Here is a 16,301-nt window from a genome sequence, read left to right as displayed (position 1 = left end):
GGTGCGGCGCTTGCCTTTGCGCGTTTAGCCGAATGGCATGTCGTTATGGCTTGATGTTGCCGGAAGTGTCGTCGGGAGCGGTCGAGTCGACCGGTGAGGGCGGTGCTGGCTCGGGTGCCGCTGCGGGCGCAGCGGAAGGCGAGGTATTGGCGGACCCATCCGGCGAATCGGTGCCGGTGCCCACGCCAGCGCCAGCGCCGTTATCCGCATTCAGCTTGCCACGCCACACCAGCTCGAATTGCGTGCCGTTCGGCTCCGTCTGCACGATCCGCGCGGGCAGCCAGCCGAGCGAAGGCGCGAGCCATACGTCGATGCGGCGCTGATCGCCCTCGCGACGCGGCAGGCGTTTGAAATGGCGCGTTTCGAGGTAGCCCTGCGCGGTGCGGATGGTTTCGTCGCCGATGGTCTCGACCGGCCAGTTCTCGCCGCTGTCGCTGTCCACCACGAAGAACTGCCGCGTGACGCCCGGCTTGTACGCAGTCGGGTCGCCGCGCACGAGACTCGCCAACTGCATCACCATGCTGAAGCGGTCCTGTGCGCCGTCGGGCAGCGGCAAGGTGGCCGGCGTGCGCGTGAAGGCGATTTTCCGGTCGGCGCGGTTGAAGATTGAAATGTCTTCCGCGCGATGGCCGCGTTTTTCCACGTATTGCTCCGGCGCGAGACCGAATGCGTCGATACGGCCATGACTCGAATAGACGAACGTACCGACAAAAGGTAAGGGCACCGAAACCACCATTTCGTAGCGCTCGCCGCTGCTCGTCCAATGGATGGTGCCGGGCTGATTGCGCACGCCGTTGTAAAACGTGTCGTATTGAAGATCGCCGGACGGCGGGACAGAGAACTTTGCGCCGGGAGCCGGTTGCGGCGAGTTTGCGTTTGCCGATGCGTTTGACGTTGCGCTCGCATTTGCCGACGCGCCGCTCGCGGAACTCGCTGAACTCGCGGAACTCGCGGAACTCGCGGGCATCGCGTTTGCGGCGGCCGCGCTCGCCGCGGCGTCCGATGCAGCGCTCGCCGCTTGCATTGCCGCCCGTTCGGCCGATTGCATTGCTGTCAGCACATGTTCTCGCGGCTTGCTCGCGGCGGGCTTGCGCGTCGCCGGCTGCGCGGCCGGCGCGGGCGGCACGGCCGCCGGATTGCGCTCGATACGTTCGGGCTTCAGAAGCGCGACCTGCACGGGCACGTGTTCGTCATCCGAAGGATTCAGGGTTGCGCGATGACGCTCGACCCATTGCGCGGCGATCCAGTGAAGCACGCCCACGACGAGCAGCACGACGATCCATCGCCAGATGCGCGAACGGGCGCGCGGCTCGTCTGGCGGCGTGACAGTGGCTTCGGCGGAACGTGCGGCGAAAGGGAAGGCCATCGGCGGAAAAATGGGCGAGGCGGACGGAAAGCGGCGTGCGCTTTAGCGAGGCGTCGGACTATACCCCAGCTCGTACGACAGCTTGCGCGCGCATTCGCGCAGGGCCGTGTCGATCTCGCCGCCCCAGCTAATGTCGAACGCGCCTTCGTGACCGAGCGCGACGAGGCCGAGCGCAAGCTCGCCGGTCGAGTCGAACACCGGCATGCAGAACGCGTGGATGGTCGGCAGCAGCATGCCTTCGACGCGCGCCGCTTCGTGCTCGCGCACTTCCGCGAGCGCGCGTTCGACTTCCTCGCGCGTGCGCGGCACGCCGATATGCGACGAGCGGCGCGTGTCGGCCAACTCGCGCTCGAGCATCGCTGCGGTTTTGCCTGTGGGCAGATAGGCCGCGAAGAGCAAGCCGGTCGCGGAACTGAGGAGCGGCATCACGTCGCCGAGCTTGAGCGACGCTTTTGCCGGGTGGCTCGACTCCATCCAGTGGACCATGGTCGGCCCCTGGTTGCCCCACACGGCGATGCCGACCGTCAGGTCCAGGCGGTCGCGCAATTCGGCGAGCGCGATACGCGCGAGCTTCACGCCGTCGACGCGCGCAAGCCGCGCGAGTCCGAGTTGCAACGCGAAGCCGCCGAGTTCATAGCGCCCCGACAACGGGTCTTGCGCGACGACGCCAAGCCGCAAAAAGCTCACCAGATAGCGGTGCGCTTTCGCCGGACTCATGCCCGCGCGCTGCGCGAGATCGCGCAACATCATCGCGCGCGGCTCGTGAGTGAGCACGTCGAGCAGCTTGAAGCCGACTTCGATCGACTGGATTCCCGAGCGCAGTTTTTCTTCGCCGGCGTCGTCGGTGTCGGGCGCTTCCGATGCGTCGAGCGGTTCGGCAGCGGCGTCAGCATCGTGAGCAATGGCGCCGGAGCGGGCAGTGTGCGGCATGAGCAAAGGGCGCTAAGCGCGTTCAAAAGCAATGTAGGAAGAACCGGCTGCGGCGCGCATGCAATGCGCGTCTTGCCGGCCAGGGCGCGCCGGACTTGGGCGGCGCCGATTCACCATCGTAGAATAGATTCCCCTTATCGTCACTAACACGGTTCATTCCTCCATGAAACTTGCCACGCTGAAGGACGGCACGCGCGACGGCCAACTGATTGTCGTGTCCCGCGATCTGCATACCGCTGCCGTCGCCGACGCGATCGCGCCCACGTTGCAGCGCGTGCTCGACGACTGGGCCTTCTACGCGCCGCAATTGCTCGACCTGTACGACGCGCTCAATCAGGGCCGCGCGCGCAACACGTTTTCGTTCGACGCGAGCGACTGCATGGCGCCGCTGCCGCGCGCGTTCCAATGGGCCGACGGCTCCGCGTATGTGAATCATGTCGAACTCGTGCGGCGCGCGCGCGGCGCGGAAATGCCGCCGGAATTCTGGACCGATCCGCTGATGTACCAGGGCGGCAGCGACGATTTCATCGGCCCGAAAGACGACGTGGTGTGTGCGTCCGAAGCGTTCGGCATCGACTTCGAGGCGGAAGTTGCCGTCATCACGAGCGACGTGCCGATGGGCGCCACGCCCGACCAGGCGCTCAGAAGCGTGCGCCTCATCACGCTCGTCAACGACGTCTCGCTGCGCAATCTGATTCCCGCCGAACTCGCGAAGGGCTTTGGCTTTTTCCAGAGCAAGCCGGCCACGTCGTTTGCGCCGGTTGCGGTCACGCCCGACGAACTCGGCGAGCATTGGCGCGAAGGCCGCGTGCATCGGCCGATGATCGTCCATTGGAACGGCAAGAAAGTCGGCCAGCCGGATGCCGGCACCGACATGGTGTTTCACTTCGGCCAACTGATCGCGCACGCGGCGAAAACGCGCAATTTGCGAGCGGGCGCGATTGTCGGCTCGGGCACGGTGTCGAACAAGGACGCGAAGCGCGGCTATTGTTGTATCGCCGAAAAGCGCTGCCTCGAGACCATCGAGCACGGCGCGCCGCAGACCGAGTTCATGAAGTACGGCGACACGGTGAAAATCGAAATGTTCGACGAAGCGGGTAAGTCGATCTTCGGTTCCATCGAGCAGAGCATCGCACCGCTCGACTGACGCGGCACGCGCCGGTCCGAAAGGGTTTCGCCCGATGCCGCTGCCATCGCGCGCCGCTACACTGACTGGCGCGGCGGCATCGGCGGATGATTAGAACGAAGCAGAACAAAAACTCTCATGTGAGGAGACACCATGCGGCGAGCTGGATCGTTGGAAGCGGGGATGGCGGGCGCTTGCGGGCAGCCCGCGCGTGCGGGCATAGGGCGCGAGTTCGCGGAGCGGTTCGCGCAGCAGGTTGCGCGACAGGAGAAGCGGTTTGCCTGGTTTCTGCGCTTGATGCCTCTTGTGCGTCGCCCGGCGATTTTGTTCGCGATGTTTGCCGCACTGTCGCCCGCCGTCGCGCTTGCTCAGGTCAAGATCGGGCTCGTGCTGTCGCTGACAGGACCGGCCGCGTCGCTCGGCATTCCCGCGCGCGACACGGCGAGCTTGCTGCCTAAACAGATCGGCGGGCAGAGCGTCGAATACATCGTGCTCGACGATGCATCGGACACGACGCAGGCCGTGCAGGACACGAAGAAGCTGATCTCCGAAAATCACGTCGACGCGATCATCGGTTCTTCGATCACGCCGAATTCGCTCGCGATGATCGACGTGGTCGCCGACGGAACGACGCCGATGATCTCGCTGGCGTCGTCGGCGAAAATCATCGAGCCCGTGGATGCGAAACGCCACTGGGTATTCAAGACCCCGCAAACGGACGCGATGATGGCCTCGGCGATTGCCGAGCACGCGAGCACGCGCGGCGTTAAAACGGTCGCGTTCATCGGCCAGGCGGACGCGCTCGGCGAGACTTTTTACAACGAAGTCGCGAAGTTCGCGCAACTGCATCACATGCAGATGGTGGCGAGCGAGCGCTTTAACCGCACCGATCCGAGCGTGACCGGCCAGGTGCTGAAAATCCTCGCGACGCATCCCGATGCCGTCGTGGTCGGCGCGGCCGGCACACCCGCCGCACTGCCGCCGAAGACGCTGCGCGAGCGCGGCTACAAAGGGCTGATCTATCACAATCACGGCGTGGGCAACAACGACTTCCTGCGCGTGTGCGGCGCCGATTGCAACGGCACGTTCCTGCCCGCGAGCCCGGTGCTGGTGGCGGCGCAATTGCCGGCGGATCATCCGGCGAAGCGTCTTGCACTCGATTACATCGCGCGTTTCGAGGCGCTGCGTGGCGCAGGCACGGTGTCGGCGTTCGGCTCCTACACCTGGGACGCGGGCATGCTGCTCAATCATGCCGTGCCGATCGCATTGAAGGCGGCCTCGCCGGGCACGCCCGAGTTCCGCCGCGCGTTGCGCGACGCGCTCGAAACCACGCACGGTCTCGCGGACACCAACGGCGTCGTCAACATGAGCCCCACGGACCACCTCGGTCTCGATCAGCGCGCACGCGTGATGGTCGAAATCAGGAACGGCAAGTGGGTTTATCAGCCGCGTTAGCGTTAAATCGACTCACGACGCGCGCCACGCGCGCCTTTACCGACACACGGATCGATCGCCATGTCAGAGCAAGCTCACAGCAACGACGCGTTTTACGCACACTACCGGTCGCTTCGACTGCGTCGCCATCAGCACGGCGTACTTGAAGTGGTGATGAGCGGCGAAGGCGCTAACAAAAGCGCGCTCGCCACCGCGGACGCGCGCATGCATTACGAGCTTGCGGAAATCTGGCGCGACATCGACCGCGATCCCGACACGCGCGTCGCGATTATTCGCGGCGAGGGCAAGGGCTTTTCGGCGGGCGGCGATCTGCAACTCGTCGAAGACATGGCGACCGATTTCGATGTGCGCGCACGCGTGTGGCGCGAGGCTCGCGACCTCGTCTATAACGTGATCAATTGCAGCAAACCGATTGTCTCGGCGATGCATGGTCCGGCGGTCGGTGCGGGACTTGTCGCCGGGTTGCTTGCGGATATTTCGATCGCGTCGAAAACGGCACGCATCATCGACGGGCACACGCGGCTCGGTGTCGCTGCCGGCGACCATGCGGCGATTGTCTGGCCGCTTTTGTGCGGCATGGCGAAGGCCAAGTACTACCTGATGCTGTGCGAGCCGGTGAGCGGCGCGGAGGCGGAGCGCATCGGCCTCGTCTCGCTTGCCGTCGACGAAAACGATCTGCTGCCCAAAGCATTCGAAGTCGCGCAAAGGCTTGCGCACGGCTCGCAGACGGCGATCCGCTGGACCAAGTATGCGTTGAACAACTGGCTGCGCTCGGCCGGCCCGGCGTTCGATACGTCGCTTGCGTTGGAGTTCATGGGCTTCGCGGGGCCCGACGTGCGCGAAGGCGTGAACTCGCTGCGCGAGCGGCGCGCGCCGGATTTCGGCGGCGCCGATCCGTGGCGCGAGCGGTGAGAGCGGCGGCTCGGTCTGACGGCTCCTGCGCGTGATGCTCACCATGAGAGCCGTGGCGTGATTGGGTAGAGGCGGCGCATGGTGAGTACGCTTGGGGCCGCGGCCCGATCTGGCGGCATCAGCGCGTCGCGAAAACGGCGACAGCCACCGTGCGATCAGGCAACGCCGCGCGCGGTATGATCAGATTCAGATGCGTGTGCGCGGTACTCAGCGCGTTTGTGCGCTCTTTGTTCCGTGCTTTTTCAGTTAATGCAGCGAGGCGACAAGCATGACCGACACACCTGGCTCAACGCCGCCGTTTCCTGGCTTCCCTGGTTTTCCGCCCGCCGACATGCTCGAGAGCATGTGGGGCATGATGCGCCTGTCGCCGTTCGGCTCCGCGTTTTCTGGCGCGCAGCCGGGCGCGGGCCTCGGCCCATCGCTGTCGATGATGTCCGACATGATGGCGCCGCTCACCAATGTCGAGGAACTCGACAAGCGCATCACCGACATGCGCGCCGTCGAGCAGTGGCTCAAGCTGAACCTGAGCATGCTGCAGTCCGCGATTCAGGCGCTCGAGGTGCAGCGCGCGACGCTTGCGACGCTGCGTGCGTTCGGCGCGTTCGCGCAACAGTCGATGGCGCAGCCTGCGGCGGCGGCCGAAGCGCAGTCGCCGGCGCCCGCGCCGAGCCCGTCGGCGGCGAGCGGCTGGCCGAATTCGCCGGCGTCGGCTTCGGCCTCCAGTTCGGCGGAAAGCGCGAGCGCCGCTGAATCTGCGAGCGATGAGCAAGCCGAGCCCGCCACGCCGAGCTTCGATGCATCGGCATGGTGGAATCTGCTGCAATCGCAATTCAATCAGATCGCCCAGTTCGCGATGACGCAGCCGGCGGCCGGCGCAGCGAGCGCTGCCGGCGCGGCCACGAGCGGCGGCGCGCAGGCGGCATCGACGGAAGACCACTTGGACGAGGCAAGCGAAGCGGTAGGCGGCGCGACGGATGTGCCGCGTCCATCGCCGGCGGACGTTGCAGCGGCAGCCGCGGCGTCCGGTGGATCGAGCGGCAGCGCTGAGTCTGCCGCCAAGCGTCCCGCGGCGAAGCGAGCGCCGACCGCAACGAAGCGCACCGCCGCCGGCACCGGCAGCAACGCGTCGAAAGCGCCGAAAAAGTCACTGTAAGCACGCGCGCCGGACGGCGGCGCGCATCGACTGTCGGCTGCAAACAACAACGGAAATCGCCGACTGTCACGCTTTTGTCCCCGATCGCCCGTCACACTCCGCCGATTGCGCGCGTCATTGAGACACGTCAAGCGGGCACCGGAATTGCGTCTGTTCCCGCGCGGGTTTGGGCAAATCAGCGTGCTATCATTGGAAGGTATTTGTTTGGCTTTTGGGCGTGCGCGGAAAAACAACCAATCCAGCCGCCCTTGCTCCATTCGCCGCCGGCAGGACCGGCGCAGGGCTGGACGGTGCGGTTTTCATCGCAGACTGGCTCGACCTCAGGCATAGGGTATCCCTCACCCACGGTTGGCCGCGCAGCGCGTAACGTTGAGCATGCAAATTTTGCGTTAGCCGCTCTTCGCGCAAGCGCCCGGACTTCTTCGCTGCCCGTGCATCCAGGCGGCCGGTTACCGCGTAAAATTGAAGCTTTGGCCGGCGAACGGCGCGGCATTCGGGCACAACGCCCGGTGCACCAGGTTCGTCGTCAGCAAGAGTGCTACACGTAGTAGTGACAGACACACACAGTATGTGCAGAACAGGGGTGGGACTATGAACACCATGCTTTATCCGGAACTTTATAAATCGCTCGAATCCGTTCGATGGGACATGGAGAAAGACATTCCCTGGGACAAGTTCGATGCATCGCTATTGACCGACGAGCAGGCCGCGACGATCAAGATGAACGCGATCACCGAATGGTCGGCGCTGCCCGCCACGGAAATGTTCTTGCGTGACAACCATCACGACAGCGATTTTTCCGCGTTCATGAGCGTGTGGTTCTTCGAAGAGCAAAAGCATTCGCTGGTGCTGATGGAATACCTGCGCCGCTTCAAGCCCGAAATGTGCCCCACCGAAGAAGAACTGCACGCCGTGCGCTTCGAATTCGATCCGGCGCCGCCGCTCGAAACGCTGATGCTGCACTTCTGCGGCGAAATCCGCCTGAATCACTGGTATCGCCGTGCGGCCGAATGGCACACCGAGCCGGTCATCAAGCACATCTACGAAACCATTTCGCGCGACGAAGCGCGGCATGGCGGCGCCTACCTGCGCTACATGAAGAAGGCGATGGTGCAAACCGGCGACATCGCGCGCGCTGCGTTTGCGAAAATCGGCGTCCTGATGGCGTCGGCGCGCCGCACCGAAAAGCCGCTGCATCCCACGAATCTGCACGTCAATCAGGCGCTGTTCCCGCGCGACACGATCCAGTCGCGTCTGCCCGACCCCGAATGGCTCGAGCGCTGGCTCGACGAGCAGATCCGTTTCGACGACGGTTGGGAAAAGAAGGTCGTCGAGCGCATTTTGCACAATCTGTCGCTGCTGTTCGAACGCACGTTCAACACCGCGCAGGAACTGAACCGCTATCGCAAGGAAGTGGTGGCGCGCCTGCAGGCCGACCAGAAATCGGCGGAACAGCCGGCTTAATGGCTGAGCGCTCGTAAGTTCCGGTTCGACGCTTCTGATTCGTAAAAAAAGACGGCCCGGCAGGCATCAGCTTGCCGGGCCGTTCCGTTTCATGACTCGGTTCGATCGGCTCTATCTGCGCGGCTTCGTCAGGTCCTTTTTGATCGGTTTTGCGTTCTCGATACGGCTCGCGGTGTATCGTGACGGCGCTCCTTCTGTCTCTTCCACATCCTCATGGCTGCCATTTTCGAACGCAAGATTCTCACGCGCGACGCACTCGTCGCATTGCGCCCTTCACTGAAGTCGCCGGTCGTCTTTACGAACGGCGTGTTCGACATCCTGCATCGCGGGCATGTGACCTATCTCGCCGATGCCAAAGCCCAAGGCGCTTGCCTGATTGTCGGCGTGAATAGCGACGCGTCGGTGCGCATGCTCGGCAAGGGCGACGACCGTCCGATCAACAACGAAGCCGACCGCATGGCGCTGCTCGCGGCGCTGGAAAGCGTCGATTACGTCGTTTGCTTCACGGAAAAGACGCCGGTCGATCTGATCTCGGCGGTGCGTCCGGACGTGCTCGTGAAGGGCGGCGATTACGACATGGATGCGTTGCCGGAATCGGCCATCGTGCGTGGCTGGGGCGGTAAGGCGTTGGCGATTCCGTTCGAGCACGATCGCTCGACCACGGCGCTGCTCAACAAGGTTCGCACGCAGGGTTGAATGTGGCGCGCGGTTTCACCGTGCTTTATTGCGGTAACGCTGACGCCGCGATCGGCGCAGCCGGGGCCGGCGCGCCGACTACCGCCTGATCGCCCGCCTCGGCGGCAGTGATCGGGCGCACCTTCAGCCCATCGGGATGCACTTCCCGGCTCAGATGATTGGGTTCGCGTCCGCTCGCGGTGGGCGTCGGACCGAATACGCCGCGCACCGCGACGAATGCCAGAAGGTTGGCTAGAAACAGAATGGCAATCAGCCAGCGCAGCATCGTTTTATTTTCCCATCTATAAGCTGAGTCAGTTTAGCCGCCGGTATCGCCGCTGGACCACGACGTCGAGCCGTGCCGATGATATTCGACCGTGCTTTAAGCGTCGTCAGGCGTCTTTAAGCGTCGCGCTCCGAAGCGATCAATGCGAGCCCGGATAAGACCAGCGAATCGTGGCGAGTATGCGGCACTTTCAACGCGCTCGCCACTTCGTCCGCCGCGCCGCCGCCGATCACAAGGTGCACCGGCACCTGCCATTCATCCTGCAAGTCGCGCCACATCCGTTCGACGAGACCCGCTTGCGCAAGCGTGCAACCGGCAGAGAGCGAACGCGGCGTGTCTGTCGCAAAGGACGGCCCGCGACTGGCGGCGTCCCGCGTGCCGCGAGCGTCGTCATCAAGAAGGCCGCGCGCGGCGTCGGCGTCGAGCGTCGGCAATTGCGCCGTGTGCTCGCCGAGCGAGCGCATCATCAAACTCCAGCCCGGCGCAATCAGTCCGCCGACAAAGCAGCCGTCCGCGCGCAACGCCTCGAGCGTGGTCGCAGTGCCGAACGTCGCGATCAGCAGATGCTCGCCCGGGAATGCCGCGTGCGCGCCGATCATGCCGGCCCAGCGGTCGCTGCCGAGCGCATGCGGCGTCGTGTAGCTGTTGGTCACGCCGCATTGGCGTTCGCGTGCGCGGATCGTGGTGAGCGGCAAGCCCGGCCACTGCGTGCGGACGAGTTCGGCGATGCGCGCCGCGACCGCATCGCCGGCGACATTCGATAACCACGCGCCGCCCGGCGCGGGCAGCGTTGACCACTCCGGCGAATCGCCATCCCCATGGGCGAGCGCTCCGGCGGCGATCTGCGCACCGTCCGCCGCCACCATCACCCATTTGACGCGGCTATTGCCCGCGTCGATCAAAAGATAAGGCGCGCCGCGCGTCATGCGGCACCGTCGGCGAGACGCAGCGACACGTCGCCGGTCGCGATGCTCTGCCGTCCCGCAGCCGTGTCGAGCAGCAACTGACCGCGTTCATCGACGCCCGCAGCCACGCCGCGCGTGACTTCCTGGCCTTGCTCGAGCAGCACGACCTCGCGGCCCGCGTACGCGTGCACCGCGTTCCAGCGCGCCTGGAAGGGCGCGAAACCTTCCGCGCCGAAGCGCTGCAAGGCGGGTTCGAGCGCATTGAGTTCGGCCGCGAGCGTATCGGTGAGATTGGCGTTCGGCAGCGCGCGCTGCAACGCGGTCGGCGCCGTGCCGCGCGCCTGCGGCGGCGCGTCGGCGTTCAGCGCGCCGATCTTCGCGGCGAGTTCGTCGGCGCCCTTCACGTTCGTGCCGATGCCGATCACGACCGCGCTCGCGTGCTCCGTGCTCCACGCGGTTTCGATCAGAATGCCCGCGAGCTTGTCGCCTTCGAGCAGTACGTCGTTCGGCCACTTCAGTGCGATCTGGCCGGGGCCCGCGACCGGCAACGAACGCAGTCCGTCGACGAGCGCAACACCCACCGCGAGGCTCAATCCCGCAAGCCCTTCGAGCGGACGCGGCAGCACACAGGCCACCGAAAACAGCAGCGCATTGCCCGGCTCCGCGTACCACGGACGGCCGCGCCGGCCGCGCCCGGCGGTCTGCAGATAAGCGACCCGCACGATCGGCCGCGGCAGCGCGCCCGCTTTGCGCGGCAGCGCCTTTACGCGCGACATGAGGTCGGCATTGGTCGAGCCGGTTTCCTCGACGATTTCGATTGGCCAGTCATGCGCATGCGCGCCGAAAAGCGCGACGGCGCGTTCACGGTCGATGCGCCAGTCAGCTGCGTTCGCGGCAGCGGCCGGACCTTGGGGCGGAGTGCGGGAAGCGTTCATGTCCCATATTGTAACGACAGCGAACCGCGCGAGGCCGCCCGCACGGTCGTTCCGCTGCGCCTTCGCTACAATGGCCGCTAATCCGATAACCAGATTGCAGCGATCCTTGAACTACGACACTCCGCCCGGCCTCGAAGTCGCGGCCGGCAGCCAAGGCAAGATCGTCCGGCTCTCGGGCCAGTGGACGGCGCTCGCGCTCGCGCGCGATCGCGCAACCGGACACGTGATCCCGCAACTGCGCTCGCTGGAGGGCGCCGAAGGCATCGGCCAGTGGGACCTGTCGCGTATCGACCGGATGGACCATGTGGGCGGCCAGGCGCTGTGGCGCGTGTGGGGCCACAGAATGCCGCCCGACACCGAGCTGACCGACACGCAGCGCGACATTTTCGAGCGCATCGCGTTGCTCGACACGGTTCGCGAGACGGCTGAACCGGTCGTCAGATTCGATCCGTTCACGCGGCTCGGCCTCGCGATTTTTTCGTTCTTCGAGCATCTGTACGGCGGCGTCGCGATGCTCGGGCGCGTCGTGCTCGATCTGCTCGCCATCGCGCGCAAGCCGGCCATCACGCCGTGGACGGAAATCTCCGCGAACATCTACAACGCCGGCACGAAGGCGCTACCGATCACCGCGCTGGTCGCGTTCCTGATCGGCATCGTGTTGAGCTATCTGTCCGCGCAGCAACTGCGGCTCTTCGGCGCGAATCAGTACATCGTCAATATTCTCGGGCTTTCGGTGATTCGCGAACTCGGCCCGGTGCTGTCGGCGATTCTGGTGGCCGGCCGCTCGGGCTCGGCGATCACCGCGCAGATCGGCGTGATGCGCGTGACCGAGGAACTCGACGCGATGCGCGTGATGGGCATTCCGCACGGCTTGCGGCTGATTCTGCCGCGCGTGATCGCGCTCGGCGTGGCGATGCCGCTGCTCGTGATGTGGACCGACATCATCGCGCTGACGGGCGGCGCAGTCGCCGCGAAGATCGTGCTCGGCATCGACATGAGCTACTTCGCGCGCGCGTTGCCGGGCGTCGTGCCGGTGGCGAATCTGTGGATCGGGCTCGGCAAGGGCGTCGCGTTCGGCATGCTGATCGCGATTGCCGGCTGTCATTTCGGCTTCCGTATCAAGGCGAATTCGCAGAGCCTGGGCGAAGGCACGACGACATCGGTCGTGACGTCGATCACGATCGTGATTCTCGCCGACGCCGTGTTCGCCATCCTGTTCCAGAACGTGGGGCTCGGATGATCGCGCCGCTCACTCAGGCCGTGCGCGGCCAGCCGATGCCTTCGATCGCCGAGCCGGTGATCGAGGTGATCGACGTCACCAAGCGCTATGGCCGCAACATCGTGCATCAGCATCTGGATCTCGACGTGCGGCGCGGCGAAATCCTGTCGATTGTCGGCGGTTCGGGATCGGGCAAGACCACGCTCGTGCGGCAGATTCTCGGCCTGGAGCGGCCGTCGTCGGGAACCATCAAGCTGTTCGGCGAGGACCTTGCGACCATTTCGCCCGAAACCGCGCTGCTGATGCGCAGCCGCTCCGGCATGCTGTTTCAGCGAGGCGCGCTGTTCTCGTCGCTGTCGGTGTTCGATAACGTCGCGCAGCCGGTGCGCGAACTCGGCAAGGTGCCCGAAGACCTGCTGCGCGACATCGTGATGCTGAAGCTCGAGATGGTCGGCCTGCCGTGCAAGCACGCGTCGAAAATGCCGTCGGCGCTGTCGGGCGGCATGATCAAGCGCGTCGGCATTGCCCGTGCGATCGCGCTCGAACCGGAACTGCTGTTTCTCGACGAGCCGACGGCCGGGCTCGATCCCCAGGCGTCCGATGAGTTCGTCGAACTGATCTCGGCGCTGCATCGCGCGCTCGGCCTGACGGTCGTGATGGTCACGCACGACCTCGATACGATGGTCGCGCTGTCCACGCGCGTCGCGGTGCTGGCGGACCGCAAGGTGCTGGTCGCCGCGCCCGTTGAAGAAGCGGCGGGCGTCGATCATCCGTTTATCCGCGAATATTTTCTGGGCTTGCGCGGACGCCGCGCGTTGCAGGCGCTGCCGCCCGAGCGCCGTGCGAAGCTGCCGCGCGCGGCGCTCGAGCCGGCGTCGTCGGAATTGCCGCTGTGAAATTGCCGCTGTAAATCAGGGAACCTGGTAATGGAAAACAAATCACATGCGTTCTGGGCTGGGCTCTTCACGATCGTGCTGCTCGGCGCGATTGCGACGGCGGCATTTTTGTTCAATGTCGACCGCGCCGTGCGCGTGCCGTACGATCTGATTGCGCGCACCAACGTAACGGGCCTGTTTACCGACGCCGCCGTGCGCTATCGCGGGCTCGACGTCGGCAAGGTGCAGTCCATCAAGTTCGACCGTGCTCATCCTGGGCAGATCGTGATCCGCATCCTCGTCGACACGCATGCGCCGATCACGCATTCCACGTTCGGCAGCCTCGGCTTTCAGGGCGTGACGGGCATTGCGTTCATTCAGCTTGACGACACCGGGCGCGATCCGTCGCCGCTCGCTTCGTCGCCGAAACAGGTTGCGCAGTTGCCGATGCGTCCGGGCTTGCTCGATCAGTTGCAGCAACGCGGCGACGTGCTGCTGAAGAAGCTCGAAAAAGTCACGGACGACGTCGACAATCTGTTGTCGCAGGAAATGGTCGACCAGTTGCACGGCACGGCGGCCAGCATCCAGAAGGCCGCGGACGGCGTCGCCACGCTCACGCAGCAGATGGCGCCGGCGGCCGGCAAGTTGCCCGCGACCATCGACAAGCTGGACAGGACGCTCGTCTCGACCAACCAGTTGATCACGAGCTTGAACCGCCCCGATGGTCCGTTCGAGATGAACCTGAACAAGGTAGGCACCGCCGCGCAGCAGGCCGGCGACGCGCTGACGCAGATGAACGGCTCGTTGCAGGAACTGTCGGCGCGAGTCGGCTACGACACGCTGCCGCGCGTCAATTCGCTCGCCGAGGACGTGCGCTCGGCGGCGCGCTCGGTCGACCGGGCCGCCGATACGTTCAGCACCAGTCCGCGCAGCGTGTTCTTCGGCGCGCCGACTGCGGCGCCTGGGCCCGGCGAGGCCGGCTTTACGTGGCCCGCCACGGGCGCCGGGAAATGAATCTGAAGGTTTGAAGAAAGGAAGATTGTCATGTCACGCTCCATTCACCGGTTGTTGTCCTCGCGCGTCACGCGTGCGGGCGCGGCGTGCGCGGCGCTCGTCGCCGCCGGTCTGCTGGCCGCGGGCTGCACCAGCACGCCGGCGGCGCTGTCGGACATCCGTTATGACTTCGGTCCGCCGAAGCCGGCATCGTCGGCGGGAACACAGCCGGCCGTGAAAGTGCTCGACGTGAGCGCGCCCGAAGTGCTGCGCTCCGACAAGCTCGTGTACCGGATCGGCTATGCGGACTCGCAGCAGGTCGCCGCGTACGCGAACAGCCATTGGACGATGCCGCCATCCGAGCTGCTCACGCAGCGTCTGCGCGGCGCGCTCAGTTCGCGCGGCACGGTGCTGACGGGCGCCGACGGCGTCCCGGCGCCGGTGCTGAAAGTCGATCTGAACGAGTTCGAGCAGGTTTTCGACAGCCAGGCGCAAAGCCATGCGGCAGTGACCGCGCGCGCCACGCTGACGCAGAACGGCAAGGTGATCGGCCAGCGCACTTTCATTTCGCGTGCGCCGTCCCGTTCCGCCGACGCCGCCGGCGGCGCGCAGGCGCTCGCCGCCGCCAGCGACGACCTCGTCGCGCAAATCGGCGCGTGGCTCGGCGTCCAGGCGCTGGTCGCCGCGCAATGACGCCCGCGCAGCGCACGCAACGGAGCGCTGCATGAGCGAACGATCCTGGCTGCGCCGTCCTTCGGTGCTCTCGCGGCAAGCGTTGGTGCTGTACACCGCGCTGATCGTCTACGGTTCGTGGTATCCGTTTTCGGGCTGGCGTTCGCTCGGCCTCGGTCCGTTGGCGTACCTGTCGGACCCGATGCCGCAGTACCTCACCGCGTTCGACGTCGTCACGAATGTGCTCGGCTATATGCCGTTCGGCGCGCTGATGGTGCTCGCGCTTTACCCGCGCTGGCGCGGACCGCTCGCGGTTGCGCTCGCGTTCGTGCTGGGCGGACTGCTGTCGGGCGTGATGGAAGCCGTGCAAACCTATCTGCCGACGCGCGTCGCTTCCAACCTCGATCTCGCGGCCAACGCGCTCGGCGCGCTGCTCGGCGCGGCGATCATGTCGCCCGCCACCGGCGCGCTGCTCGACCGCGGCTTGCTGCGGCGCTTGCGGCTCATGTGGTTCGAGCGCGACAGCGCGGCGCTCGCGTGTCTCGTAACGGCATGGCCGTTTGCGACGATGTATCCGTCGCCGCGTCTGTTCGGACTCGGCAACTGGCCGCGTGCGTTGTGGACGCGGTTCGATTCGACGACGCAGGACGCGCTCTTCGCATGGGCGCCGGCCGGCTGGCACGTCGGCGCCTGGCCGGCGTGGGTCGCCGCGTGGTTGCCGGACGACGGCTGGGAAGCGCTCATCACGACGCTCAATCTGTTCGCCGCGCTGGCGCTCGCGTCGCTGACGGTGCGCCGGCATGCGCCGCGCGTGCGGCTGCTGCTGCTGTTCATCGTCGTGGCTTTGGGCGTGAAGGCGGGCGCGACGTTTCTGCAATCGCAATCCGGCCTCGCGTTCGATTGGGCGACGCCCGGCGCGCTCGCGGGGCTCGGCTGCGGCGCGCTGCTCGGGCTTGCCGCGCTGCGTCTCACGCGCAGCGCGCGGGCGGGGCTGGCCGCCAGTGCGCTCGTCGTGACGCTGGTGTTCGTCAACCTGCTGCCGGTGAATCCTTATTTCGACGTCGTGCTGGCCGACTGGCGGCAAGGGCGGTATCTGCACTTCAACGGCCTCGCGCGCTGGCTCGCGTGGGTCTGGCCGTATGCGGCGCTGGTGTGGCTTGCGTTTGTCGTCGAACGGGTGTGGTTGGGGCGGCGCACTCGGCGCGCTTGAGGGCGGGGCGGGATGCGTGTGGCGGGGTGGGGCTTGCCCGCTCGCTATAATTGTTTGCTACGGGCGGTCGGCAAGAGGCTCTCGGTCGTCCGCACGCCAACAGTTACCGCCCGCCGCTACGATCA

The 16,301-nt window shown here is 65.8% G+C and carries 16 protein-coding genes; 11 read left to right on the top strand and 5 right to left on the bottom strand.

Annotated elements, in window-relative coordinates:
* Positions 1-43 precede the first annotated feature (43 nt).
* Both C8K18_RS25475 and C8K18_RS25470 read right to left on the bottom strand, forming a co-directional pair.
* On the bottom strand, positions 44-1,366 hold the full coding sequence (locus tag C8K18_RS25475; RefSeq protein ID WP_107709253.1) for a DUF3108 domain-containing protein: 1,323 nt from the start codon (positions 1,364-1,366) through the stop codon (positions 44-46).
* 42 nt (positions 1,367-1,408) lie between these two features.
* The gene (locus C8K18_RS25470) at positions 1,409-2,296 is read right to left on the bottom strand and encodes an IclR family transcriptional regulator (protein ID WP_107709255.1); all 888 of its coding nucleotides are present in this window, start codon (positions 2,294-2,296) and stop codon (positions 1,409-1,411) included.
* Positions 2,297-2,459: 163 nt separating this feature from the next.
* On the opposite strand from C8K18_RS25470, the gene C8K18_RS25465 reads away from it, so the two are divergent.
* From C8K18_RS25465 to rfaE2, 6 genes are all read left to right on the top strand, one after another.
* Entirely contained in the window at positions 2,460-3,443 is a 984-nt protein-coding gene (locus C8K18_RS25465) for a fumarylacetoacetate hydrolase family protein (RefSeq protein WP_107709257.1), read from the top strand.
* Positions 3,444-3,575: 132 nt separating this feature from the next.
* Positions 3,576-4,877 (top strand): ABC transporter substrate-binding protein, encoded by a 1,302-nt coding sequence (locus C8K18_RS25460; protein ID WP_107709259.1) that lies wholly within the window; start codon positions 3,576-3,578, stop codon positions 4,875-4,877.
* A 60-nt stretch (positions 4,878-4,937) separates the two neighbouring features.
* Positions 4,938-5,789: an enoyl-CoA hydratase/isomerase family protein gene (locus C8K18_RS25455; protein ID WP_029969614.1), complete on the top strand. Its 852-nt coding sequence runs from the start codon at positions 4,938-4,940 to the stop codon at positions 5,787-5,789.
* A gap of 268 nt (positions 5,790-6,057) precedes the next feature.
* Positions 6,058-6,942, top strand: a complete 885-nt coding sequence (locus tag C8K18_RS25450; RefSeq protein ID WP_107709261.1) for a PhaM family polyhydroxyalkanoate granule multifunctional regulatory protein — start codon at positions 6,058-6,060, stop codon at positions 6,940-6,942.
* 591 nt (positions 6,943-7,533) lie between these two features.
* A complete protein-coding gene (locus C8K18_RS25445) occupies positions 7,534-8,406 on the top strand; it encodes a hypothetical protein (protein WP_006048129.1) in 873 nt (290 codons plus the stop codon).
* Between the two features lie 213 nt (positions 8,407-8,619).
* Complete coding sequence (rfaE2, locus tag C8K18_RS25440) at positions 8,620-9,102, top strand: D-glycero-beta-D-manno-heptose 1-phosphate adenylyltransferase (protein ID WP_029969621.1); 483 nt, start codon at positions 8,620-8,622, stop codon at positions 9,100-9,102.
* A gap of 25 nt (positions 9,103-9,127) precedes the next feature.
* On the opposite strand, the gene C8K18_RS25435 is transcribed toward rfaE2, so the two are convergent.
* The 3 genes from C8K18_RS25435 to C8K18_RS25425 form a co-directional block, all read right to left on the bottom strand.
* A complete protein-coding gene (locus C8K18_RS25435; RefSeq protein ID WP_006048127.1) occupies positions 9,128-9,367 on the bottom strand; it encodes a hypothetical protein in 240 nt (79 codons plus the stop codon).
* A gap of 116 nt (positions 9,368-9,483) precedes the next feature.
* On the bottom strand, positions 9,484-10,293 hold the full coding sequence (locus C8K18_RS25430; protein ID WP_107709263.1) for a type III pantothenate kinase: 810 nt from the start codon (positions 10,291-10,293) through the stop codon (positions 9,484-9,486).
* Positions 10,290-11,207: a biotin--[acetyl-CoA-carboxylase] ligase gene (locus C8K18_RS25425; RefSeq protein ID WP_006048125.1), complete on the bottom strand. Its 918-nt coding sequence runs from the start codon at positions 11,205-11,207 to the stop codon at positions 10,290-10,292. Before C8K18_RS25425 ends, C8K18_RS25430 begins: the two co-directional genes overlap by 4 nt.
* Positions 11,208-11,313: 106 nt before the next feature.
* On the opposite strand from C8K18_RS25425, the gene C8K18_RS25420 reads away from it, so the two are divergent.
* The 5 genes from C8K18_RS25420 to C8K18_RS25400 are packed head-to-tail and all read left to right on the top strand — an operon-like array spanning position 11,314 to position 16,176.
* A complete protein-coding gene (locus C8K18_RS25420) occupies positions 11,314-12,447 on the top strand; it encodes an ABC transporter permease (RefSeq protein WP_029969629.1) in 1,134 nt (377 codons plus the stop codon).
* Positions 12,444-13,322: an ABC transporter ATP-binding protein gene (locus C8K18_RS25415; protein WP_107709265.1), complete on the top strand. Its 879-nt coding sequence runs from the start codon at positions 12,444-12,446 to the stop codon at positions 13,320-13,322. The genes C8K18_RS25420 and C8K18_RS25415 overlap by 4 nt, the downstream gene beginning before the upstream one ends.
* Before the next feature lie 30 nt (positions 13,323-13,352).
* Complete coding sequence (locus C8K18_RS25410; RefSeq protein ID WP_029969632.1) at positions 13,353-14,315, top strand: MlaD family protein; 963 nt, start codon at positions 13,353-13,355, stop codon at positions 14,313-14,315.
* Between the two features lie 30 nt (positions 14,316-14,345).
* Entirely contained in the window at positions 14,346-14,987 is a 642-nt protein-coding gene (locus C8K18_RS25405; RefSeq protein ID WP_006048120.1) for an ABC-type transport auxiliary lipoprotein family protein, read from the top strand.
* A 31-nt stretch (positions 14,988-15,018) separates the two neighbouring features.
* The gene (locus C8K18_RS25400; protein WP_029969634.1) at positions 15,019-16,176 is read left to right on the top strand and encodes a VanZ family protein; all 1,158 of its coding nucleotides are present in this window, start codon (positions 15,019-15,021) and stop codon (positions 16,174-16,176) included.
* Positions 16,177-16,301: the final 125 nt, after the last annotated feature.

The organism is Paraburkholderia sp. GV068, assembly GCF_003058125.1.
Lineage (GTDB): Bacteria > Pseudomonadota > Gammaproteobacteria > Burkholderiales > Burkholderiaceae > Paraburkholderia > Paraburkholderia graminis.
This window is presented reverse-complemented; position numbering and strand designations above follow the sequence as displayed.

Coding starts and splice junctions, on each gene's coding strand:
- C8K18_RS25415 (WP_107709265.1), top strand. CDS start 12,444: ATGATCGCGCCGCTCACTCAGGCCGTGCGCGGCCAGCCGATGCCTTCG.
- C8K18_RS25460 (WP_107709259.1), top strand. CDS start 3,576: ATGCGGCGAGCTGGATCGTTGGAAGCGGGGATGGCGGGCGCTTGCGGG.
- C8K18_RS25445 (WP_006048129.1), top strand. CDS start 7,534: ATGAACACCATGCTTTATCCGGAACTTTATAAATCGCTCGAATCCGTT.
- C8K18_RS25430 (WP_107709263.1), bottom strand. CDS start 10,293: ATGACGCGCGGCGCGCCTTATCTTTTGATCGACGCGGGCAATAGCCGC.
- C8K18_RS25450 (WP_107709261.1), top strand. CDS start 6,058: ATGACCGACACACCTGGCTCAACGCCGCCGTTTCCTGGCTTCCCTGGT.
- C8K18_RS25465 (WP_107709257.1), top strand. CDS start 2,460: ATGAAACTTGCCACGCTGAAGGACGGCACGCGCGACGGCCAACTGATT.
- C8K18_RS25405 (WP_006048120.1), top strand. CDS start 14,346: ATGTCACGCTCCATTCACCGGTTGTTGTCCTCGCGCGTCACGCGTGCG.
- C8K18_RS25400 (WP_029969634.1), top strand. CDS start 15,019: ATGAGCGAACGATCCTGGCTGCGCCGTCCTTCGGTGCTCTCGCGGCAA.
- C8K18_RS25425 (WP_006048125.1), bottom strand. CDS start 11,207: ATGAACGCTTCCCGCACTCCGCCCCAAGGTCCGGCCGCTGCCGCGAAC.
- C8K18_RS25435 (WP_006048127.1), bottom strand. CDS start 9,367: ATGCTGCGCTGGCTGATTGCCATTCTGTTTCTAGCCAACCTTCTGGCA.
- rfaE2 (WP_029969621.1), top strand. CDS start 8,620: ATGGCTGCCATTTTCGAACGCAAGATTCTCACGCGCGACGCACTCGTC.
- C8K18_RS25470 (WP_107709255.1), bottom strand. CDS start 2,296: ATGCCGCACACTGCCCGCTCCGGCGCCATTGCTCACGATGCTGACGCC.
- C8K18_RS25455 (WP_029969614.1), top strand. CDS start 4,938: ATGTCAGAGCAAGCTCACAGCAACGACGCGTTTTACGCACACTACCGG.
- C8K18_RS25475 (WP_107709253.1), bottom strand. CDS start 1,366: ATGGCCTTCCCTTTCGCCGCACGTTCCGCCGAAGCCACTGTCACGCCG.
- C8K18_RS25410 (WP_029969632.1), top strand. CDS start 13,353: ATGGAAAACAAATCACATGCGTTCTGGGCTGGGCTCTTCACGATCGTG.